The sequence below is a fragment of the Paenibacillus sp. 1A_MP2 genome (genome assembly GCF_052244825.1).
In the GTDB taxonomy this organism is placed as follows: domain Bacteria; phylum Bacillota; class Bacilli; order Paenibacillales; family Paenibacillaceae; genus Paenibacillus; species Paenibacillus vandeheii.
This window is the reverse complement of the sequence record NZ_JBQQCS010000001.1, coordinates 6627672-6649734: the sequence shown is the minus strand read 5'-3', so window position 1 is coordinate 6649734 and position 22063 is coordinate 6627672. Positions and strand designations below refer to the sequence as shown.

The 22063-nt window shown below is 49.9% G+C and carries 18 protein-coding genes, 1 pseudogene and 1 riboswitch; of the genes and pseudogenes, 12 read left to right on the top strand and 7 right to left on the bottom strand.

The window, feature by feature from the left end:
* Positions 1-192 precede the first annotated feature (192 nt).
* The 5 genes and pseudogenes from ACTWJ7_RS32675 to ACTWJ7_RS32655 all read left to right on the top strand — a co-directional run bounded on the left by ACTWJ7_RS32675 (position 193) and on the right by ACTWJ7_RS32655 (position 6911).
* A complete protein-coding gene (locus ACTWJ7_RS32675; protein ID WP_079348802.1) occupies positions 193-633 on the top strand; it encodes a chemotaxis protein CheW in 441 nt (146 codons plus the stop codon).
* A gap of 284 nt (positions 634-917) precedes the next feature.
* Positions 918-4120, top strand: a pseudogene (locus tag ACTWJ7_RS32670) (DEAD/DEAH box helicase).
* 52 nt (positions 4121-4172) lie between these two features.
* Entirely contained in the window at positions 4173-4916 is a 744-nt protein-coding gene (locus ACTWJ7_RS32665; protein WP_443146260.1) for a hypothetical protein, read from the top strand.
* A 391-nt stretch (positions 4917-5307) separates the two neighbouring features.
* Positions 5308-6279, top strand: coding sequence for a M15 family metallopeptidase (locus ACTWJ7_RS32660; protein WP_079348805.1), 972 nt, complete (start codon positions 5308-5310; stop codon positions 6277-6279).
* Between the two features lie 215 nt (positions 6280-6494).
* Positions 6495-6911: a RidA family protein gene (locus ACTWJ7_RS32655; RefSeq protein WP_024632153.1), complete on the top strand. Its 417-nt coding sequence runs from the start codon at positions 6495-6497 to the stop codon at positions 6909-6911.
* Between the two features lie 205 nt (positions 6912-7116).
* On the opposite strand, the gene ACTWJ7_RS32650 is transcribed toward ACTWJ7_RS32655, so the two are convergent.
* Positions 7117-8190, bottom strand: a complete 1074-nt coding sequence (locus ACTWJ7_RS32650) for a copper amine oxidase N-terminal domain-containing protein (protein WP_079348806.1) — start codon at positions 8188-8190, stop codon at positions 7117-7119.
* Positions 8191-8402: 212 nt separating this feature from the next.
* Here ACTWJ7_RS32650 and ACTWJ7_RS32645 point away from each other — a divergent pair, with 212 nt between their 5' ends.
* Entirely contained in the window at positions 8403-8963 is a 561-nt protein-coding gene (locus ACTWJ7_RS32645) for a GNAT family N-acetyltransferase (RefSeq protein WP_443146259.1), read from the top strand.
* Between the two features lie 37 nt (positions 8964-9000).
* Positions 9001-10071: a Gfo/Idh/MocA family protein gene (locus tag ACTWJ7_RS32640; protein ID WP_079348807.1), complete on the top strand. Its 1071-nt coding sequence runs from the start codon at positions 9001-9003 to the stop codon at positions 10069-10071.
* A gap of 115 nt (positions 10072-10186) precedes the next feature.
* Here ACTWJ7_RS32640 and ACTWJ7_RS32635 read toward each other — a convergent pair whose 3' ends face one another.
* From ACTWJ7_RS32635 to ACTWJ7_RS32625, 3 genes are all read right to left on the bottom strand, one after another.
* Positions 10187-11227 carry a zinc-binding alcohol dehydrogenase family protein gene (locus tag ACTWJ7_RS32635; RefSeq protein WP_218671909.1) on the bottom strand — a complete coding sequence of 347 codons (1041 nt, stop codon included), beginning with the start codon at positions 11225-11227 and terminating at the stop codon, positions 10187-10189.
* A 207-nt stretch (positions 11228-11434) separates the two neighbouring features.
* Positions 11435-11803, bottom strand: a complete 369-nt coding sequence (locus ACTWJ7_RS32630) for a hypothetical protein (protein WP_079348808.1) — start codon at positions 11801-11803, stop codon at positions 11435-11437.
* Positions 11804-11887: 84 nt separating this feature from the next.
* Positions 11888-14464 carry a UvrD-helicase domain-containing protein gene (locus ACTWJ7_RS32625; protein ID WP_079348809.1) on the bottom strand — a complete coding sequence of 859 codons (2577 nt, stop codon included), beginning with the start codon at positions 14462-14464 and terminating at the stop codon, positions 11888-11890.
* Positions 14465-14894: 430 nt separating this feature from the next.
* On the opposite strand from ACTWJ7_RS32625, the gene ACTWJ7_RS32620 reads away from it, so the two are divergent.
* Together ACTWJ7_RS32620 and ACTWJ7_RS32615 are read left to right on the top strand one after the other, a co-directional pair.
* Positions 14895-15686 carry a zinc ribbon domain-containing protein gene (locus ACTWJ7_RS32620; RefSeq protein WP_079348810.1) on the top strand — a complete coding sequence of 264 codons (792 nt, stop codon included), beginning with the start codon at positions 14895-14897 and terminating at the stop codon, positions 15684-15686.
* A 68-nt stretch (positions 15687-15754) separates the two neighbouring features.
* Positions 15755-16561 (top strand): TrmB family transcriptional regulator, encoded by an 807-nt coding sequence (locus ACTWJ7_RS32615; RefSeq protein ID WP_079348811.1) that lies wholly within the window; start codon positions 15755-15757, stop codon positions 16559-16561.
* A gap of 230 nt (positions 16562-16791) precedes the next feature.
* Here ACTWJ7_RS32615 and ACTWJ7_RS32610 read toward each other — a convergent pair whose 3' ends face one another.
* Positions 16792-17469, bottom strand: a complete 678-nt coding sequence (locus tag ACTWJ7_RS32610; RefSeq protein WP_443146448.1) for an NUDIX hydrolase — start codon at positions 17467-17469, stop codon at positions 16792-16794.
* Between the two features lie 99 nt (positions 17470-17568).
* On the opposite strand from ACTWJ7_RS32610, the gene ACTWJ7_RS32605 reads away from it, so the two are divergent.
* On the top strand, positions 17569-17871 hold the full coding sequence (locus tag ACTWJ7_RS32605) for a hypothetical protein (RefSeq protein ID WP_079348813.1): 303 nt from the start codon (positions 17569-17571) through the stop codon (positions 17869-17871).
* A gap of 290 nt (positions 17872-18161) precedes the next feature.
* Here ACTWJ7_RS32605 and mscL read toward each other — a convergent pair whose 3' ends face one another.
* Positions 18162-18656, bottom strand: coding sequence for a large conductance mechanosensitive channel protein MscL (gene mscL, locus ACTWJ7_RS32600; RefSeq protein ID WP_301881836.1), 495 nt, complete (start codon positions 18654-18656; stop codon positions 18162-18164).
* A 268-nt stretch (positions 18657-18924) separates the two neighbouring features.
* A riboswitch (purine riboswitch) is annotated at positions 18925-19024 on the top strand.
* Between the two features lie 311 nt (positions 19025-19335).
* Here mscL and ACTWJ7_RS32595 point away from each other — a divergent pair.
* Positions 19336-19923 carry a xanthine phosphoribosyltransferase gene (locus ACTWJ7_RS32595; RefSeq protein WP_024632141.1) on the top strand — a complete coding sequence of 196 codons (588 nt, stop codon included), beginning with the start codon at positions 19336-19338 and terminating at the stop codon, positions 19921-19923.
* 1 nt (position 19924) lies between these two features.
* Positions 19925-21286: a nucleobase:cation symporter-2 family protein gene (locus ACTWJ7_RS32590; RefSeq protein ID WP_301881832.1), complete on the top strand. Its 1362-nt coding sequence runs from the start codon at positions 19925-19927 to the stop codon at positions 21284-21286.
* 296 nt (positions 21287-21582) lie between these two features.
* Here ACTWJ7_RS32590 and ACTWJ7_RS32585 read toward each other — a convergent pair whose 3' ends face one another.
* Complete coding sequence (locus tag ACTWJ7_RS32585) at positions 21583-21921, bottom strand: DUF4870 domain-containing protein (RefSeq protein ID WP_079348816.1); 339 nt, start codon at positions 21919-21921, stop codon at positions 21583-21585.
* Between the last annotated feature and the right edge of the window lie 142 nt (positions 21922-22063).

Here is a 22063-nt window from a genome sequence, read left to right as displayed (position 1 = left end):
TTACATAGACCGATATAATAGTAAAGGCTTGAGCAGCGTGCAGTCCAAGTAGCGACAAATGAAGGATCTAACGAAAAACGTGAGATCGTGTTCTTAGATCTGTAGATATCGTGCTAAGTAAATTCTCATGGTAAAGATTATGATAATCAAGACTTCCATGAAACTGAAAACAAGAAGGGTTTGGATATAACTATGGATGAGGAAGTTCAAGTTCAATACATTAATTTCTCGATTGGAAATCAGATTTGTGCGCTTCGTATTGATGAAGTTCATGAAATTATCAGAATGCTCCCTGTGACCACGGTTCCTTTTGGCAGTCCCGAAATCAAGGGCTTTACACCTCTGTACGGCAAAGTGGTTTCTGTGGTCAGTGTACGTGTTCTGCTGGGCATGCCTGATGAGGAGCCTACACCTGCCACACGCATCATTGTTGTGCCTTACCACGACGGTTATGTGCCGCTCGTCGTGGATTCCGTGGATTCCGTTGTGACATATGATCGATTTGAAGAGCCTACGGAAGAATATCGTCGTTACACAACAGGAATATTCAAGGAAATCGCCCACAATGACGATCATGAGGCAGGCATTCTTAATCTGGATGTATTGCTGGGCAACTTAACCAAATTGCAGTAAATGCAACTCTTAAGTGACATATACCAAGCGCATATCGAATGGATTATGAAAATGCTCCTTACCCTTTTCGGGATAAGGGGCATTTTTTTTGTGTAAACATCTTTCTTCAAACGCAAAGGCGTGGCGTGTTTCACCTTTTAATAGGCATACATAATATAGTATGAAGTGGTTCAGAGATGTTTTTTCGAAGTGATGTAGCACTTTTTATGCGTAAACGTTTTTAAATCCGAGCATTTTCGTATATGATGGAGAGTAACAATGCGAAGGGATGACGGGAGACTGTAATGATGCAATCGCTGTATGGAGTATGGCTTGGTGACGTATTTTTTTGTTTTTCCGGTGAAACATCGGAGCCGCGTGTGGATGCATGGAGCCACGTGGTAAGGAAGCTGAATTTTGGCGACGGGGGTCGTCTGTTTCAGCCTGCCGCTCTGCGTCTTGCGGAGCTTCGTTGGCCCAATCCGATGCGTAATGCCGCGGAAGCGAAGGGTACGAAGCGGCGTCAATTGCTCGGACGGACGTTGGAAGGACTGGCAATATCGCCTAAAGATACATTCAAGCTGCTGCTCCATTGGGATGACAGTATATTGAATGCGGCAGGAATTCAGGCTGGAGAAGAGATTCGCTACTGGGTAAAAGCAGCACAGTTTACACAGGAACTGCTGCTGCGCGGAGAATTTGCTCCGTCTGCTGAATTTGCCGCCAAGACGGGTGCGCGTCGCCGGACCGGACAAGAAACGCTGACAGGTGTATGGCGTCCGCGTCTGCTGCAGGAAGCGGATGTGGAACGTTTCCGGGAGTTGGCGGAATCCATGCCGCCGATTGGCTTGTCTGCTCCCGGAGCATACGCATCTTCTGAACCGGAATCACGGGAGGAAGCGGGAGCGGCCGTATTATTTTCATTTATGAGCGGAATGGTTCATGCGGTTGTCACGGGTGAGATGGAAGGCATGGATAGTGAACTGTCTCGATACCGCACGTCATTCCGGCGTGGCTCCTCTCCGGTAGTGGAATTGTGGTGGAACAGTCTGATCTCGATGTTCCGCCCGGTGACAGTTCAGGGACCTACGGAAGAAATGGCAGAGCTCATTGGAACGCTGCAAGAAGCTGGTGGTACAGCGAGACCGGTGGTAGGCAGTGAAGAAACGGCTCCCACAGAAGGTGAGCTGAAGCTGGTACTGCGGCTGGAACCGCCACTGGGTGATCATGAAACATTGTGGGGGATTACCTTCTGGGCAGATAGTGTGCAGGAATCTGGTCTGAGATTGCCTGCACGCACGATCTGGGCACATCCGGAGCGCGATCTGGATCGAGGGAAGGTTTGTTATAGTTCAGCTGCAGAACAGCTCCTGATGGCGCTGGGGCATGCAGCAGAACTGGCACCGGAGCTTGAAACGGCGCTGCTTCATGCACGACCGGAAGGAATGAAGCTGGAACAGCAAGCCTTTTTTGAATTTTTAACCTATGCTGTGCCTCGACTACAGAAGGCGGGAGTAACGGTACTAATGCCTTCCCGCTGGAGCCGTGCAGGGAAACGCCGCGCCGGACTACGTCTGCAGATGCTCAATCGCGGAACAGAAAGACCGCTTGGAGCTCCGTCTGCACTGGGCATGGAGCAGCTGGTTGCCTTCAAGGCAGAACCGATGTTGGACGGGAAACCTGTTACGGCAGAGGAGCTGGCTGCCCTTGCGGAAGCAACAGTGCCTTATGTGATGTTCCGCGGTGAATGGATTGAAGTGGATACGAAAGAGATTCGCCAGGTTCTGCGTTATATGAAAAAGAAGAAGAACAATATATGCCACTCTCCGAATGGCTGCATCTCGCAGCTGAGGAAGGCGAAGATACCGCATGGAAGGGGCTTTCCGTCTTTGGTGCGGAATCTGAGGGGCTGCTGTCCTTTTTGCTCGACGGACAGGTGCTCCGCAGTATTGAGCCGCGTCAGGTTCCGGCAGAGCTGCATGGCGAGTTGAGACCTTATCAAGAGCGGGGGTACCAATGGTTGTCCGCCATGCGTGAACTCGGTTTCGGCGTATGTCTTGCCGATGATATGGGACTGGGGAAAACGATTCAGGTTATTACCTGCCTGCTTGACTTGAAACATGAGGAACAGCAGGCCGCAGCTGAGGAAGCGCGTGAGCACGAAGCGTTTATGGGAATGGAAGAAGAATCCGCGAACGGTGAACAGCCACATGTGCATGATGCGCATCTGCCAGCACTTATTGTGTGCCCTACCTCGTTGCTCGGGAACTGGCAGCGTGAGCTGAAGCGGTTTGCCCCGAATCTGTCGTTATATATCCATCATGGAGGACAACGCTTGCATGGCAATGCTTTTCAGGCAGAAGCGCAGTCCCATGATATTGTGCTGACGACCTATCATCTGGCAGGCCGGGATGGCCCGGATCTGGCTTCACTGCACTGGTCTACCGTTGTGCTGGATGAGGCGCAATATATTAAGAATTACCGTACGAAGCAAGCGCAAAGCGTCATGCGGCTGTCTACGCCGCATCGCATTGCGATGACGGGTACACCAGTGGAGAATCGGCTAAGCGAGCTGTGGTCCATTTTCCAATTCCTCAATCCGGGGTATCTGGGTACGGCTTCTTCATTCCGCCAGCGGTATACAGGAATGGGTCCGTCGGAAGAAAATGCAGCATCTTTGCGTGAGCTTCATCGGCTGGTATCGCCCTTTATGCTGCGCAGGCTGAAAAGTGATCCGGATATCCGCAAGGATCTGCCGGAGAAGCTGGAGTTAAAATCCTATTGTTCTCTGACACCAGAGCAGACCGTTCTGTACCAGCGAGTGGTGGATGACCTGATGGGCGGATTGGATGGACGAAACGGTATTGCCCGTAAGGGGATTGTATTGTCGTCTCTGACCAAGCTGAAGCAGATCTGTGATCATCCTGTACTGGCGGACAGCAGCCGCAAGGATCATGGCAAGGCAGAGGCGTCCGGTAAAATGGAGCGTCTGTTGGAGTTGCTGGATGCGATCCGTGATAACGGTGAATCGGCGCTGATATTCACTCAGTATGTGGCGATGGGCGAATTGCTCGTATCCCGGCTTACACAGCGGTATGAGGAAGAACCGTATTTCCTGCATGGCGGTGTTTCGAAGTCGCAGAGGGATGATATGGTGGAAACCTTCCAAAAAGGGGAGGGTCCGTCTCTGTTTGTCCTGTCTCTCCGTGCCGGGGGTGTGGGCTTGAATCTGACACGTGCGAGCCATGTTGTTCACTATGATCGGTGGTGGAATCCTGCGGTGGAGAATCAGGCAACGGACCGGGTATTCCGGATTGGGCAGAATCGGAACGTGCAGGTGCATAAGCTGATCTGTCAGGGAACCCTGGAGGAACGGATTGATGAGCTGATTGAGAGCAAAAAGGCGCTTTCTGAGCAAGTCGTCGGTTCTGGTGAGAACTGGTTGACCGAAATGTCGGATGATGAGCTGCGCGGTCTGATTTCGCTTCAGGGCGAGACATGGCTGTAAGTTTTAAGATATATAAGGAATATAGAATGTAGAGATAAGGAGGGGGATTGTTGTGAGCGAAAAATGGAATGTAGAGCTGCATATGTCCCCCGGTGGATGGACAGCAGAAGTCAGTGCCGCTGTTGATGCAGGCAAAGAGGCTTCAGCAGCGGCAAGCAAGGCCGAATCAGCCAAAGGCTTGTTCACGGTAACAGGCACGCTGCCGCAGCTCAGTGAAGCTGAACGCGAGGCTGTGCTGGCACAGCTGCGCAAGCGACCACTGTCGCTGTACGCGCTGCTGCGCGGCGGCCCAGCCCCGGCAGAGCTCGCCGGGCTGCTGCCCACTGCGCCAGCGGCTGAGGCCGTGCCTGGCACAGCCGCTGGCGCAACGCTCGGCGCTGGCGGTGCAGCGGCGTGCAGCTGCGGCCGCCCGGGCTGCGCGCATGCCGCGGCCGCTGAGCGCGCCGTTGCCGCGCGCTTCGCGGCCGAGCCGCTGCTGCAGCTGGCGCACGCCGGCCTGCCGCGCGAAGCACTGCTCGCCGGCGTGCTGGGATCATGGGCGGAGGAACTTGCCCATGATCCCAGCGGCCCCGGCCGCGCAGCCGAAACGGCCGGCCGGCCGCAAGCGCGGGGCGGCGAAGGCGGCGCAGCCGTCGGCGAGTGGATCGCCGAGGCAGCCGCGGACGGCGCCATGCACCAGCCGGGGCCTGGCTTCGGCGCCGTGAAGGTGCGGCTGGCGCAGCCGGGCAAGCCCCGGCGACGCCGGAGCTGGCGGCGCTGCTGCCAGGCGTGCCTGCCGCCGCAGGGCTGGCATTGATCCGCGAGCGCGTAGCTGCGCGGATGTGGGAGGCTGTCCAAAAGAAGAAGGACAGCCCGGCAATCAAATGATGCACCACTCGGAGCGGGGGAGATCTCAGATCATCCCCCGCTTGTTTGTGATGTGCATCAGCACAAGTCTTTTATCTGAAATGGTTATACCCATTTCCAATTAACATCTTTTGTCTAGAGAACCTTGGGATACGGCTCTAAAAGTCCAAAAAACGACCGTACAAGCTGTACACCCGGCATATCTTTAGGGTGACCTCCTCTCAAGGGGGGCTTTACTGGTGGAGCTTCGCTGCAATTTAAGGTATACTGTCGCAGGGGAAGACAAGCCCACATGCACGAATGCAGCAATCATTATTACAATATGCGATAGGAGTTTTTACATGAAATTACGTACAGGACGACAGCGCCACGTTGCGGTCATGCTGTCCTCACTTATGATATGCGGAGCTTTGCTGTCCGCTTGCCAGGACGGTTCGGGCTCAGAGGAGAACCAGGGTCTGAACGCGGCAGGCAGCGCACAGCAAGAGACGGATGGTACCACGGTTCATTTGACCGAGGATACTGGCAAAGATGGCAACAACACAGGTGGGGATGACAGCTCATCTTCGGACAATAGCAGTGAAGGCACGGACAGTGGTTCCGGCAATGCTTCAACCGGAGAAGAGGGTTCTTCTGACGCAGGCAACGGAGCTACAACAGAAGATCCACTCATGGAGAAGCGCAGCATTAGTGCACTGCAAACGACGATTGATACACAAGCTGTGGTTACCAACGCACAGGCGATGACCGTCATCGTTAACAAGCAGCGCAGCTTGCCTGAAGGCTACGAGCCAAGTGATCTGGTGGAGCCTAACGTACCGTTCTCCTTCGACGGACCGCATGAGAAGCGTCATTTGCGCAAGGAAGCTGCCGAGGCGCTGGAGAAGCTGTTTGCAGGTGCCAAAGCGGACGGTATTGAGCTTCGTGCGGTGTCTGGATACCGTTCGTATGAGCGTCAAGTATCGATCTACAACAATAATGTCAAAACCAAAGGTCAGGAATACACGGATCGTGTAAGCTCTGTCCCAGGCCACAGCGAACATCAGACCGGGCTTGCGATTGACGTTTCCAGTCCAAGTGTGGGCAATGCGCTGGAAGAAGTGTTTGGTACATCGAAAGAAGGCCAGTGGTTGGCCGAGCATGCAGCAGAATACGGGTATATCATCCGCTATCCGAAGGGTGAGGATGATATAACAGGCTATGTGTATGAGCCATGGCATATCCGCTATGTCGGCACCGATCTGGCGCCAGATATCGTGAAAAGCGGATTGACACTTGAAGAATATTTTGACGAGGCCAATATCAAACTGTAGGCAGATTGCTTCATATTTTGCATACAACTTACCAGTATCAAGAGTCCCTGTAAGAACGCCATTTACCGAGGTGAATGCGTTGTCTTACAGGGATTTTTTGATGTGCACAGAATTAATCGGGAAAGAAACGGATTCTGCTTGTCTGGAAGGGCAGTGGGCTGATATACTTCAAAGATTAATCAAGGAAAATGACAATTAAAGCGAGGGAAAGCAGAATGAGCAGACAACAGGTTTTTACGGGTTCCCCATGGGAGCCGCTTGTGGGATATTGCCGTGCCATCCGTGTTGGCAACCGAATTGAGGTGGCTGGTACAACGGCCATGCAGGACGGTGTGGTTGTTGGAGCGGGCGATCCATATGCACAGACAAGATTTGTTTTGCAGACTATTGAGAATGCACTGAAAGAATTGGGAGCAGACATGTCTCATGTCGTGAGAACCCGGATGTTTGTAACTGATATTTCCCGGTGGGAAGAAGTGGGCAAGGCTCATGGTGAATTTTTTGGTCAGATCCAGCCTGTCGCCACGATGGTGGAGGTTAGTGCGCTCATTGATCCTTTGCTGATGGTGGAAATTGAGGCGGAAGCGATTATTGATGCAGAAGCTGAAACGGATGGCGAAATAACGAAATAGTGCTATCACAATTACATACATTTCGTGAAAAATTTTTAGCACAGAAATTTATACATTGATTATGTAAAATCCAGGATAGAGAATAACCTTACCCACACCTCCATGGAAAAGGAAGTGGGGTAAGGTTATTTCTGCATGATGAACATAATGTCACTATGCTCGTGGAAGGCAGCGAACTAAGCAGTTAGTCGTTCTTCCATGCTGCTTATTTTGCTTCAGGTTGCTCGGCTGGTGTTTCGATGACTACTTTCCAAGCTGTTCCGATTGGCGGCAGGCTGCGAGTCAGGACCGGGCTATAGAATCCAATGACTTTGGCCCCTTTGGTCAGTTTCTCTGCTTTGATGGTTTCCCCTTCATGGTTCACCAGTTGTGTATCCTTGCCAATGTTAAGAATAACGTGATCAGGTGCTGTCTCAGTCAGGCGTGTGCCAGAGATTTCAATTTGGGTCATGTTGTCTGCAGCCGTTTTTACATTTTCAATCGTGCCTGCTGTACCCAGAACCTCTTTCAATTGTGTTTCGGAATCCGAAGCAACGGTATCCAGCAAAGTGACCTTGTAGGTAGGTGTTTGCGGCGGTAAACTGAGGGTTGCAATCTCTGAATGCTCCGCTTCCACGTTCATACCAATGGTCAGATCAGTGAGTTTGATATCTTTGCCATCCGCGGATTTGAAAGTAGTATCCTCACCGACATTAAGTACGATACCGTCTGTACCTGCACCGCCGATATGGATGGATTGATATTTGCCTTCGCTATTGATTCCTGTAATGACACCACGCTCAGTAACGGTTTTCACGTCCTCTTCAAGAGAGATGTTTACCTGGTTTCCTGTTGTTTTCACTTGACCATGCAGTACTTCTTCTGCAAAAGAAGCGGGTACGAACAGTTTGCCATCCGTGATTTCGGGTGCTGTTCCCAGTTTAAGCAGCATTTTATTGACCGAATACTGGTCTTTGCCTGTAGTAACAAGTGTCCAGAGCGTTCCTTTGGTCAATTCGGCAGATTTGTTTTCCTTGTTCCATTTCAGTTCAATGCCAAGTGCCTCCGTGAGATCGCGCAGCGCAATCATGGGTACTTGACCATCTTTGTTCCAATAACCGTCAGCCATTGGCGCACCGTTCACAGATACTTTAACGGCTTCAGTTGCTTTGCTGTCAGCGGATACGGAGGTTGAATTAACGGGTTGTGTACTGTCCAGAGTAGCTGCATATGCAGCTCCACCGCTCAGGGCCAAGGACAGGACCATCAGGGCGCTTACTTTTTTCATGTTGTTGTTCATTGTTGATTTTCATCCCTTCTAATCTTGGTTATATCGCGGTAAACTCCTAATTGGGGCCGCGCTTCATTCTTATAGACGGGACAACTTGATCAAGGGTTGCACTTGTTATGTAAGTTATGGAAGAAGTGTGTCAGTTCTAATTTGCAATATCAGTCATCTTGCAGGTTACAGGCATCAAGATAGGGTTAAGTTTCAAGAGAGTGCTATAACCTGTGATTCATATTACGGATCGTCTTGATGTTGGTTTGAATTCAAGTGTGGTTGCTAACATTCAATACAAGGAGGAACAAGGTCAGATGAGTGATATGTTGGTGGCGCTTTACCATTTGCCAGAGCAAGAGAGTGGACTCAAAAAGTTGGAGGATTCCTCCATTGTCATCCGAAGAGCCATTGCACCAGAGAAGCAGCTTGTGCTGGATTGGGTAAGATCCCATTTTAGTCAGCCCTGGGTGGATGAATGTGATGTGGCTTTTGCACGTCAACCTGTGACTTGTTATATTGCACTTGAGCATGAGAAAATGATCGGCTTCGCTTGTTATGAGGCGACGTGTCGCAATTTCTTTGGTCCAACAGGTGTCAGTCAGGAGGCACGGGGCAAAGGTGTAGGTACAGCATTGCTGCTGGCCTGTATGCACGCCATGAAGGCAGATGGTTACGCTTACGCGATCATAGGATCGGCAGGACCCGTAGATTTCTATGCTCAGACACTGGGGGCCGTGAAGATCGAAAATTCAACACCAGGGATTTACAAAGGCATGCTCCGGGCAGACTAGACCATAACCATGTTCTGGAAAGGTAAGGAGGAAGAAGATGAGTACGAGTAAAATGCTGCATATCGGTATGATTGGCACAGGTTCTATCTCGGATCTTCATATGAGGTGTTACGCCAAGAACGAGAATGCCGTCATTTACGCCATCTGTGACCTGAACGAACAGCGTGCAGTCGCAGCCGCAGAGAAGTATAGTGCACAATCCGTGTACACCGATTATCGGGAGATGCTGAAGGATCCGCATGTGGATGCCGTTAGTATCTGTACGTGGAACAATACCCATGCCGAATTTGCCATCGCAGCTCTGGAGGCAGGCAAACATGTGCTGCTGGAAAAACCGGTAGCAACCAACGTGGAAGATGCGCTGCGGATTGAAGAGGCTGTGAAAAAAAGCGGATGTACCTTTGTTGTGGGATTTGTACGTCGTTATGATAACAACATGCAGATGGTGCGCAGTTTCATCGATGCCGGTGAGTTTGGTGAACTGTATTATGCCAAAGCCTCTATCCTGCGACGCTTGGGAAATCCCGGAGGCTGGTTTGCGGACAAAAACCGTTCCGGCGGTGGCCCGCTCATTGATCTTGGCGTACATATTATCGACCAATGCTGGTATCTGATGGGCAAACCGAAGCCTGTTTCGGTGAGTGGCAATACGTATCGAAAACTGGGCAATCGTGCCCATATCGAGCATCTTTCATTTTACAAAGCCGCAGATTACAGTTCTGCTGTCAACAATGTGGAGGATATGGCGAATGCGCTAATTCGCTTCGAGAACGGGGCTTCTTTGGCGGTAGATGTGAGCTTTACCCTGCATGCACGTGGGGAAGAATCTTCAGTGAGATTGTACGGCGAGCGTGGTGGGTTCGAACTGGAGCCCGAGACACTCATCGTCACCGAGAAACACAATACGATCCTGAATATCCAGCCCCAGACAGATTATAAGGGTCTCGATATTCACGCTGCCTTCCAGAACCAGATTGATCACTTTGTGGATTGTTGTCTGAATGGTACTGAGCCAATCAGTCCCATTGCGGATGGTGTGGCTTCAACCAGGATGCTATGCGGAATCTACGAGTCAGCCGAAAAAGGTCAGGAGATTCGTCTGGACTGATATAGGAGATTGAATCTAAAGTAGTATTAAAAGGGTGTTGTTTCTCCGTCTTAACTTTGGAGAGACAACACCCTTTGGTTGATTTTTGACCGTGATCAGACTAGACGGATATACGTTACTTTTCAAACCCTTCTAACACGATTTTGCCAATCGCAGTACCCGATTTGCTCTTTCGGTAGGCATCCAGCAGGTTAGCCGCATTAATTGGTTCGATCCGCTCTGCCATCGTTGTATGAATTTTTCCGGCATCCACCAGATCTGCGATTTCATTAAGAAGAAGATGTTGTTCAATCATATCATCTGTCTGGAACATCGGACGGGTGAACATCATTTCCCAAACGAGTGTTACGCTTTTTGAAAATAACTTTTGAAGTTCGGCTGGTTTTTCAAATGGCAGAATGGAACAAATCTTTCCTTGTGGCAAAATAACTTCTGCCATCTCGGCCATGTGCTCATCTATATGATTAAGCACGAAAATATATTGTACCCCGGCTAGTCCGAGATTTTTAAGTTGGGGTGCGAATGGCTGATGATGATTGATCACGTGGTCTGCTCCGTTTGATTTTGTCCATGAGATCGAGTCGGGACGAGAGGCAGTTGCTATGACTCTAAGGCCAGCCAACTTGGCTAATTGAGTAGCGATCGATCCGACACCTCCCGCTGCCCCGATAATAAGCATACTGTTACCTTCGTTATCCGATGCATTCCTGGAGATGCCCAAGCGCTCATAAAAAGCTTCTCCTGCTGTAAGGCTTGTCAGAGGTAAAGCTGCCGCTTGAGCGAAATCCAGACTTTTCGGCTTTCTGCCCACAATTCGTTCATCCACTAAATGAAACTCACTGTGTCCGCCTGGGCGCGTATTGCTCCCCGCATAATATACTTCGTCACCAACGTTGAACAAATGGCAATCGGAGCCGATGTCCACGACCACGCCCGCTACGTCACGACCAGGTATGGTCAGGGATAAATCGTCCGAATGTTTGGAACTATGCGACCTCCAATCCGTCGGATTGACAGACACTGCTTTCACTTCAATAAGTAAATCCTGTCCTGTAGGTTTTGGTTTCTCCACTTCCACCTCCTGAAATGGCGGTATGTTGGCCTCTAACCCAGGCTCGTAATATCCGAACGCTTTCATCATGATTGAATTTCCCATGTCGATAGTTATCCTCCTTGCAGAAATAAGTTAATGTATATATAAATATATGCCATAATATCAAAAAATAAATAGTAGTATCATTTTTGGTTTATAGTATCAATATTGATACTATTAGGACTGAATCTGTAAAAAAATAAAGACTTCCATCACTCCTGAAGCAGACAATGGGTCTGTCATCGGAGAGGAAGTCTTTGTGAAAAGAGTTCATTTATTAAGCGGTGAATTCTCATATCCCGGATCATCATAATCCGTATCTTGCAGCCGGGGAAGTACATTCATGCTCTCAATCGCCTGTCGGCTATCCGGAGTACCATGGTCATACAAAAAGGTATACAGCAGCGTCATGCCATCCGAGAATTGCTTCGTAGCGTCGTCATGATCAGCCGATTTGTAGGGTACCGGAGCTCGCTGCAGTGTATAGGCATCTTCATCCTCGAGTACTTTCATCAAGTCTTTCAGCCGATTTAACTGTTCATCGTCGACCATGACTTCAAACGGTGTTGATTCGTTCTTGGTCTGTTCAATGAGATTATGGGTTACCGATACATAGTAATGCTTTTTGCTGTCCTGCATATTCCAACCTCCATTCTAAAATGGAAAAAGACGCTTCTACTGTTAATAAACAGCAGCAAGCGTCCTGAAACGAATGGCAATCTTTTACCTTCCGAACCGCCCAGTCACAGGAACCTTACGGGTACTGGTTTCCATCTTGCCTGAGCACAGCGGGCAAGGAGGGGGCCCAGACGCTGCCTTTTTGGATGCTTTGGACGAAGGTACATCCGGTTTTTGGCGCAGCCAAGCTTTGCAGGTGGAAGAACTGCACTTCCAAATCGCTACAGTCTCTGTACGTTCAGCATCTTCTGAGGTGCGCGATACCGAACTGGACGAAGAAGAAGTTGCCTGACTCACACCCGTGGTGCTAAATGCCTTGTGGTTCCCAATGATACCGCTTCCTCGTCGTTCACTGAGTCGATCATCGTCACGTTCATTATGAACATCGAAGTCACGACGTTCATTGTTACTGATTGTCCGTCTGTGTACCACGTTCCTACCTTCAGAACGGGTACCAGAGTGGGAGTTCTGACTATTGCCATTTCCCTTGCCGTATGACGCGTGATGACCAGTTCGGCCTTCATCGTTGTTTTTGCGTTTGTCCGGTACCTCCATGCCGAAGGCCTCCAGCAGAAAGCGGGAAACGTCCGCTGGTTTTCCGTGATGGCTCGCTGGCGACGTCACATACAGGTACTGCTTCGCCCGAGTGATTGCGACATAGGCGAGCCGTCGCTCCTCTTCCAGAGCCATGTCCAATTCTGCCTCCGTCTGCTGCACCGTAAGGGCAGCCTTCTGGTCTTCCGGAATATCCTGCCGCAATGCCGTGCTGTGAGGCACGATTCCTTCGCTGGCCCCGATCCAGTACACGCATGGGAATTCAAGTCCCTTGGCACGATGGATCGTCATCAGTTGTACCGCATCACTGTCCTGAGCACGGCGCAGTGACTCCATCTCACGGTGTCTGCGAGAGAGCTCATCAGCGAATTGAATGAACTCTTCCACGGTTTCGAATTTTTTGGCGGCGGCTTCGAACTCGTCCAGAGTCTCCAGCATCGTTTCCTTGTAATGGGTGAAGATGCTTGGATCACCGCTCTCCATATATTTGTCGTAAAACTGGCGGCGCATTTCCTGGATTGCAATCACCGGTTTCAGTTTCGTCAGCGATTTGATCAGCTTGATACGTTCCTTGACCTGTTCCTGCTGAAAAGACTTCAGCTTGTCCCATTTGGCCAGATGGATGAGCGGATATTTCTTCGCCTGCTGCTCTTCACTGCGCAGAATCCACTCCAGGCCAGCATCGCGGGACACATAGAGAGGTCCCAGCGCACTTGGCAGAGCATCTACAGCACGGGGGTTCAGCGACAAGCGCATATGATCCATTAACGGTCGAATCAGGGACTGGTCGTAGAAGACCGGGGACGCTCCATGCTGTACAAACGGCACATCCTTCAATACAAGCTGCTCAAATATAGCCCGGCTGCTGCTGGCTGTCCGATGCAGAATCGCGATATCCCGATATGTATGCAGACCTTCCTCGACTTGCTGACACAACTGGTTAACAACCCAAGCGGCTTCTTCCTCGGCATTGGAGGGGGTGGCGAACCGTGGCGCATCTCCGCGATGCCCGGCTGCGCGCAGCCGCTTGTCGCGTCTTCGTTTGTTCCGGGCGACCAATTCGCTGCCCAGTCCCAGAATACGCGCATCGCTGCGGTAGTTGATATCCAGCGTCACGATGCGTGCACCGGGGTATACTTTATCGAATTCCAAAATGGATTCCTGCCGTGCCCCATTAAACGTATAGATCGTCTGGTCGTCGTCTCCCACAACCATCAGATTGCGATGGGCGGCAGCCAGTTTTTGTACAATTTCATATTGCAGACTGTTCGTATCCTGGAACTCATCGACCATAATGTACTGAAAACGCTGCTGAAGCGGCCCCAAGACAGCAGGATCACGAAGAAGTGCGGCAGCTCGCAGCAAAATATCATCAAAATCCATTTTGTTGCGATCCTGCTTCCAGGCTTCATAACCAAGGAGAACACGTTTGGCGTCTCGTTCCTCCTGTGATTTTTCGGGGAGATCGCTTGTCTCAGATCCTTGCATTTTCCAGGCGGACAGCATGGCCAGCAGGCTCTCCGGCTGAAAGGCCTCACTCATGCCATTCTGGCGCAGGAGCATTTTAAGTACGGTATGCTGCGCGCGCGACTCGCCAAAAATTTCTTCCTGCACGCCGTAATGACGAAGCAGCGTCAGCGCGAACGAGTGGAATGTACGGGCCTGCACCGCTCTTGCAGCGGCTGGACGAATGCCAGGCAGCGAAGCGATGCGGTCTTTCATTTCGGTGGCAGCTTTGTTCGTGAACGTCACCAGCAGGATGCTTCCCGCGTGAACACCACTAACCTCCATCAGGTAGCCGGCTCGTGCAGCCAGTACAGTTGTTTTGCCGCAGCCAGCTCCTGCGAGAGTTAACAGGGGGCCTTTGCCGTGGCGAACCGCTGAGATTTGGGGCCCGTTTAGACGGATCCCTACCTCTTCCAGAGAGCGGAAATATGGGGCATCCCGTTCATCACTGCCCACGAGTTGTCTACTGGTCTCCAATGGAGCCGAAGGGGACTGGGGCAGGGATGCCGCCGGGGTAACCCCGAGCGGACGGGGGTAAAACGTTGAGTTCGGACTTAACATCATTCATCCACCTCTATATGCATTCAGGGATAGGACTATCCCGGCTTAAAAGTAATTCATTTGCCCTTTTCACAATCGCATTGTAAATTGGTATGATAGGGTTAACCGCCCAAGTAGGCGGATCAACAGGGCCAAAGCTTCATTATACCCGAACGTATGGTCCTGACGAAAGCCCCCGAATTCATCCAGCATCGGCAGAAAACGGGCATTCGCGCACGATTTCGCAACTTTTTGGCATGATATCGTATAAGTTATATGCTGAGCTTTTGCATAAGATCAGGAGAGTGACTTCCAATCAGCATACATATGGATCGGAATGCTCGTATCCCTCGATAGGTTGTACCGCTTGTGATTATATCGAGTTATGCAAAATGCTATACTATGGAAAATTAAAATGATATGGGTTTTGACGGGATGAGGAGGAGATGTAATGAAACTGCTTCAACGAATTAAAAACGGAGCAAACAAAGCAACAGAGCGTGCCCAGCACGCCGTTGAAATCGGCAAAATAAATAATCAGATTGTGGGCTTGCAGCAGGAACAGGAAGTCCATTTTACAGATATGGGTCGTATCTTCTATGAAGGCTATCGCGCACAGGACATGACGCGTGCCGAAAAAGAGATGGTGGATCTGTCGGGGCTGTGCGACGAATTGCAGGATGAGATCGATGGCTTGCGCAACAAGATTGCACAACTCAAAAATGAGCGCTTATGCGAGTGTGGGCATGTCGCTTCACTGGATGCCAACTTCTGTCCGAAATGCGGACGCAAGTTGGGCGAATTCAAACCCGCAGCAGCGTCTGTAGGAGCGACGAGCCCTGCGAGACAGGAAGCGGCCGTGGCTCATAGCCCGGAGCGACCGAATTATGATGCGCCAACTGAAGAGGAACTGGAGGAAGCTGAGCCATATCACACGGTGATTCCGTCCATTGCGGATCTGGAGACCGAATCCGAGTATAACAGCACAGAGTTTACCCAAGAGGAAAAGGAAGCGTTCGATGCAGAGTGGGAACGCCGTCGGGATGAAGAAATGCAGCGGGAGCGTGAGCGTCAGCAGGAGCTGGATGAGCGCATTCGGTACTGGAAAGAAAATAATCCGATCGTGAACACGGTGGACGTACAGACCGAAGTGCCACGCGAGATGGTGAATTGTCAGATTTGTGCGGCAGAGCTGCCCAAAGGTTCGAAATGGTGCCCACGCTGCGGAGCAGAACAGATCTGATGCAGTAGAAAGCGCTGCGGAATCATTGTGAGGCAGCGCTGGTTGCTTACAGCATGGGGGACGGGAATATGGACCAACTGCTGCATCATTTGCGTCATCTGGGGTTTACCGAGATGGAATCTAAAATTATGGTGGAACTCGCTCGCCAAGGCTCGGCCTCGGGATATGAGGTCGCGAAAAGGTTGGGTGTGTCCCGTTCCAATGTATATGCCACCCTGCAACGGCTGGAACAGCGGGGGTTCCTGCGTTGCAGCGCAGGAGAGCCTGCAAAATACAGTGTCTTGAAGCCGGAGGAGATGACCAGCATGATCTCCGGTCAGATGCGTGCTTCCCTTGAATATGTGCAGAGCAGTATGCCGCAGCATGAGCCTGAGAAGCCGGTCTTCTACAACATTGAAGGCGACAAAAACGTATTTGAAAATCTGAGCCGTGAACTGGCAGAGGCCAAACATGAGATTGTGGTGGACGTGTGGCGTGAGGAAGCGGAGTTGTTGCGTGCCGACTTGCAGCGTGCCGAAGACCGCGGCGTGCGACTGTTATGGTCGTGCGATGGTGGAGAGGGCATTATGGATCAGCCCGCTCCTTGGCCTGGTTTGCCTTCATACGGGACAGGTAATGGCCGGAAATTCTCTTTAGTGGTGGATCGGCGTTGGTGCATGGTAGGGATGCGCGGGGAATCCTGCGTCACTCAGGCGATGGTGACAGAGCATCCGGTCATGACCGGGCTGCTGCTGAATCATTTTGCTCAAGAATTGGTGTTGTATGAGCTGGAGCAGGATATGGGAGAGGAACTGGAGTCTCGTTACGGGCATCGATACCAAAACCTCTCAGCGCGTTATTGGTCAGTGCCATCGGAGGGGATTAAGCCGGATTAAGGGTCTGGAGCTTCCGTGATTACGGCTTCAATCTAAAAAGAGCGGGCATCTTATGAACGCTTAAATACATGCTTAAAGGAAGCAGGCGCTGCCAAGAGGCAGTCGCCTGTTTATGCTACTTAACGGAAGCAGTGATGTTCATCACAGCAAATGTTCCCTGTTGAGCTAATGTAGTAGGGTATGAAGTCATGCTATTTTTGAGAAAATGAAGCTAGGAACGTAACGTAATCTTATAGAGGATTGGATCTGTCTTTGGGTATATTATATAACGCTTCAAGTACATCGATATAATATTCTGTACCGTGTGGCACGAACTCGGCTGCTTGAATCTCGCGAATGTGACGTGCTTGAACGGGAAGAGGAACAGAGTTACCATTTGCCTGATCCACCTGATTCGACGCCGACTGTACGGCTTGTACTCCCACTGCCTGAATCACATGGGTTTCACCACGGAATAAGGCAATCAGTTCATCCAAAGACACTTCATACAGGCTGTCGACTTCGCTTGCCTGCAAGGTGTAGGCTTCGAGAGGCTGGTTTAAGCATAGTCCATAGACGGAACTGAATTCCCGATCGACAAAAGGAACACCGCGAACCTGCCCTTCAAGTTGCTGTCTTGCAGTCAACAGATAGGTCAGCGTTTCAAAAGGCGCCTGCACGCCCAGTTCTTCCTCAAGCTCACGACTGGCTTCATGCAGCTGTTCGCCGGCAGTGAGATGCCCTGCTGCTGTTATGTCGTAACTTCCGGGGAAGGTATCCTTGATATCCCGTCGTCGTTGAAAAAGTACCAACCGCCGCGAACCTTCGTCGCGCACGATCCAGCAGTGAAATGAACGGTGCCAGAATCCTTTGGCATGCACTACGCTGCGAAGCTCTGTACCTATCCAGTTTTGCTGATCGTCGTAAATATCGAAACGTTCTGGGTCATGATACGTATCTCCTTATATAGCAAGTTTTAAAGTTCAAAATTTCACAAAGTATGTTTTAAACGAAAGGGGAACCATCTTATGGAATGCATTGTACACTTTCAAGTCATTTATCCGCAACCTCAGGAACGCAAAAATCTTAGAGGTCTTATATTTGTTGGACAGGGACAAGAACCGGCAACCAATCAGTTAACGACCATGTTTAAGGATATGGGATTTCATGTACGTTTGGAAGATGAAGCACAGCTGTTGTTCAAACCTACGGATGCTTCGGCAAACTTTGAATATATTCGAGTGACAGAGCTTGATACCGGGGAAGAGGTTTATAAGGAAGATAAGGACTTGAAGTCGATTTTGGAGCATTTGCTGCCGCGTCGATTCTAGTTCGTAATCAAGTTGTGAATGTGAATGTAAGTGTGGTAAACAAGGCTGCTTGCGCCTGGCTCGTAAAATAAAATAAAGGAAAGGCCCCACCTTTACGGTGAGACCTTTCATGTGGGAGCTGTTTTGACTCCACCCGCCATCGTGCGGGTTTTCCAAACACACGGATGAAGGAAGAATAACGGACAGAGCAAGCAGGATTTACTTTACATAAATCCGATCATGATAACAATGGTCTTCAATTAAGTCCGGCTCAGAAATTGGATTCTGAGACGCTCGAAGCGTGGAAACGATTAAGCCATTGCACCAGTTCCTTCTGCTTCCAGTTCCGAGGTGCAATGTGAACAGCGAGTAGCGGCAGCCGGAATTTCGGAAAGACAGTATTTGCAAGCCTTGGTCGTTTTTTGTGGCTCGGGCTTTTTGTGTTCTTTGCTTTTGATGTAATTGATACCTTTCACCAGCATGAAAATACAGAAAGCGACGATGAGGAAATCAATCATCACGTTGATGAACTGTCCGTAGGCAATCACCGTAGCGCCAGCCTCATTGGCTTGAGCGAGTGTGGTGATGTCTTGTCCATTGGCTGTTTTGATGCCTGGGTCCAGATTGATGATTTTTTGACTGAAATCAATGCCTCCAAGCAGTTTACCCACCGGTGGCATAATGATGTCATTCACGAGGGATGTAACAATTTTGCCAAAAGCAGCTCCGATAATGACACCGACCGCCAGATCGATGACGTTGCCACGTACGGCAAATTCTTTAAATTCCTTCAGTACGCCTTTCATGTCTGCAAATCTCCTTTATCAAATAATTCATAATACAGGCGGCGTATCCATCGATTCTCCGTTCGGACACGCGCTTCCGTTCTCATATTGTACATAAAAAACACGCAGCAATCATCCCTTTTATGCAAATTAAGACAAGTTTCCGCAACTTCCATGAAAATACTTCTTTATTTCACGCCGCCGATTCGGTATACTTCTAACATTATCAATTCTGTTCACACTTTTACATTCAGGTTCGCGATCATACATTGTAACGAATCATGGAGCTTAAAAATTAAATATGCCGACTCGTATATGTGCAGGAATAGGCCTGCATGTTTCTACCCGATCACCGGAATGATCGGACTACGGGAAAGATCTGCAACGTTTGTAAGGTATGTAAAGAAAGGATTCTCGGGCAGTTTGTCTGAAAAAGAATGTTCAGGCAGCTTCAATTTAATATTTCTATTTCGATAGGGAGTTTTGATTGAGCTTTGCTCTGAGTCATCCTGTAATCAAGATTTTGCATTCCACTACACTCGCAGTATCCATGCGGCTTGTCCACATACGTACAAGTCCGTCTTTTCCCGTCTCCGGTCCTTCCGCAGCGTGTAAAAAGGCGGGCTTTTTGTTTTTTTACAGAGCGGATCGATGGTCATGCAGGCTTCTGTACGGGAGGGCGCACAGGGGAAGAATTACGATGCAATTGTTAAAAGACAAGGTAATACAGGAAGGCATTGTTCTGTCCGAACAGGTACTCAAAGTGGATTCGTTTCTGAACCACCAGATGGATCCGGTTCTGATGAAGGAAGTGGGCAAGGAGTTCATCCGCCGTTTTGAAGGGGAGAACATTACACGTGTACTGACCATTGAATCATCAGGGATCGCACCAGGCATCATGACCGCACTGGAACTCAACGTGCCGCTTATTTTTGCACGGAAGCAGAAATCACTTACGCTTACCGAAGACATTCTTGTCGAGAAGGTGTACTCCTTTACGAAGCAGGAGACAAATGAAATTACAGTTGCGAAGAAGTTCATGCAGCCCGGTGACCGCGTACTAATCATCGATGACTTTCTGGCGAATGGCGAAGCGGCATTTGGTCTGGCCCGCATTGTGGAGCAGGTAGGTGCTGAAGTGGTGGGAATTGGCATCGTTATTGAAAAGGCGTTCCAACCGGGAGGTCGCTTGCTGAAAGAAGCAGGATATCGTGTGGAATCGCTGGTTCGCATCGGGGCGTTGTCAGACGGACAGGTTACGTTTGCAGACGAGGAGGTCACGATCTAATATGGCGCGCGAACGTATTTTTCAGCGGCATCGGCATCCGATCAAAACCTTCTCTTTGGGTCTCCAACATGTGCTGGCGATGTATGCAGGAGCTGTTGTTGTACCGATTATTGTCAGCAAGGCCCTTGGTTTTACAACGGAGCAGTTAACCTATCTGATTGCGATTGACCTGCTCGCCTGTGGTGTGGCAACACTATTGCAGGTATGGGGCAACCGTTTCTTCGGAGTGGGGCTGCCCGTCATGCTTGGCTGTGCATTCCAGGCCGTATCACCGATGATTTTAATTGGGATGAAAAGCGGTGTGTCTGCCATTTATGGTGCGATCATCGCGTCAGGGATATTCGTTGTATTGTTCTCGGGCATTTTTGGGAAATTGATTCGGCTCTTTCCGCCAGTCGTCACCGGATCGGTCGTAACCATTATTGGTCTGACCCTGATTCCGGTAGCGTTCAACGATCTCGGCGGCGGCCAGGGCGCAGAAGATTTTGGCAGTGGAGTTCATCTTCTGCTCGGCTTCGGCGTATTGTTGTTCATCATTCTGATGACAAGGTTTACTACAGGATTCGTTCGTTCCATCTCAGTGCTGATTGGTCTTCTTGTGGGTACCGTGGCAGCAGGGCTTATGGGTGAAGTTAACTTTGCGCCAATTCGCGAAGCGAGCTGGTTCCACGTTGTGCAGCCGTTCTACTTTGGTAAACCAACGTTTGAGGTTGTACCAATTCTGACCATGATTCTGGTGGCGATTGTCAGCGTGGCTGAATCCACTGGTGTATTTATGGCTCTCGGCAAAATTTTGGATAAAGACCTGTCTTCCAAAGATCTGGCCCGTGGATATCGTGCAGAAGGCTTGGCGATAGTACTGGGTGGTATTTTTAACTCGTTTCCATACACGACCTATTCTCAAAATGTAGGGCTTGTGCAGATGACCCGGGTCAAAACGCGTGATGTGATCGTTGTAGCAGGCGGACTGCTTGTGGTCATCGGCTTTGTACCGAAGATTGCGGCACTCGCACAGCTTGTTCCAGGTTCTGTTCTTGGCGGGGCCATGGTTGCATTGTTCGGTATGGTAGTATCGTCTGGTATTCGTATTCTGGGCAGTCAGGTCGATCTGAACCGCCATGAGAATCTGTTCATCATCGCCTGCTCTGTAGGTATGGGGCTGGGGGTAACGGTTGTGCCTCAATTGTTCGCAGGTGCACCGGACTGGGCACAGATTATGCTCGGTAACGGAATCATTGCAGGTAGCTTTACAGCTATTTTCATGAATTTGCTGTTCAATGGTCTGGGTACTCAAGCAACGGCTGCCAAAATGGCTGAACGTCAAGCGGATGTGATCCTTGGAGATAATGGCAAGTCTGCGTAACATATAATGTTATGAAATCGGGGTTGTTATTGCCTTCAACATGTATGTTATGTTAACTTTAAATTCCTCATGGATTGAATAATAAATGTTGTGAATAAGTATGTTAAACGGCTTGAACTATTCAGGGGATGAATCATCTATCCTGTGAATCGTTATTGAAGGCAAAATAAACCAAACACCGGAGACCTTGCTCGTTAGAGAGCAGGAGATCCGGTGTTTTTTTTGCCGAAAACAAGATGGATTATTATGTAGACTCACGGGATGAATTACTTTGAGATGAAGCCGATAGATACTTCTTACAGATGCCGCATCTGTTTCTCAGCAAAATCTCCGACCCACGGTAGCTTCAGCCATTTGCCTTGCAGACTGGTGACTACCATGAGAAGCCAGACCACTACGCCAAGCAGGGACAACAGCGATGCCAGCAGTGGACCAAACAGTGGGAGAAATGCACAGAGCACATGACCGACCATGATGATGCCAAATACCGTGACGGATTGGAGCGCATGAAACAGAACGAATCGGCTTCGTTTTTCTACAGCCAGAAAGACGATTCCACCTACAAAAGTGAACAGATAACAGAGCATGCCGGCAATATTTTCATCCAGACCGCTTGATGATTTCATGGGGGACATTCGGTCCAGCCTCCTTTGTCCTTTTTAACTAGGTTATGAGGGAGTGGGACAGAACTGAACCGGTTTGATCAAGGAATGTTCCAGATGGACAAAGAAAATGTAATACTCAATATAGGTAAACACCACGTGAGACTATAGATTC